Here is a 725-nt window from a genome sequence, read left to right as displayed (position 1 = left end):
TCCATCGACAAGCTGCTGCGCGCGCAGATCGCGATCATCATGTTCGCGGCCGCGTACATCGCCGAAACGGTGCGCGGCGGGTTGCAGGCGATCCCCAAGGGCCAGTACGAAGGCGCCGATTCGCTCGGCCTGAACTACTGGCAGCAGATGCGCAAGATCATCCTGCCGCAGGCGCTCAAGATCGTGATCCCGCCGCTGGTCAGCATCTTCATCGCGCTGTTCAAGGACACGTCGCTGGTGGTGATCATCGGCATCTTCGACCTGACGCTGGCGGCCAAGGCGGCCCTGTCCGACGCGGCATGGCGCGGATTCGGGGTGGAGGCGTATCTGTTCATCTCGCTGATCTACTTCGTCTTCTGCTTCTCCATGTCCAAATACAGCCAGGCGCTGGAAAAACGCCTGGCCACGGGCCACGCACGCTAGAACCTTGCCGCGGGTCCGCCACCGGCGGGCCCGCAATGCGATATTTACGGGAGTACAGGCATGTCTGATGCCATCATTCGACTGCAGGACGTGAACAAGTGGTACGGCCAGTTCCACGTGCTGCGCAACATCAACCTGGACGTGGCGCCGGGCGAGCGCATCGTGGTGTGCGGGCCGTCCGGCTCGGGCAAGTCCACCATGATCCGCTGCATCAACCGGCTCGAAGAGCACCAGAAAGGCCACATCATCGTGGACGGCACGGAGCTCACCAATGACCTCAAGCACATCGAGACCATCCGCAA

Annotated in this window: 2 protein-coding genes; both read left to right on the top strand. The window is 62.3% G+C overall.

The annotated features are described in order from the left end of the window. A partial coding sequence (locus SB816_RS29715; RefSeq protein ID WP_410547958.1) for an amino acid ABC transporter permease occupies positions 1 to 423 on the top strand: 423 nt, incomplete at its 5' end. Positions 424 to 483: 60 nt separating this feature from the next. Continuing rightward, the coding region (locus SB816_RS29710) for an ATP-binding cassette domain-containing protein (protein ID WP_410547957.1) at positions 484 to 725 on the top strand (242 nt) is incomplete at its 3' end.

This window comes from Achromobacter sp. SIMBA_011 (genome assembly GCF_046535435.1).
Lineage (GTDB): Bacteria > Pseudomonadota > Gammaproteobacteria > Burkholderiales > Burkholderiaceae_B > Achromobacter > Achromobacter dolens.
Note: the sequence above shows the minus strand (reverse complement) of the source record. Positions and strands in the feature narration are given on the sequence as shown.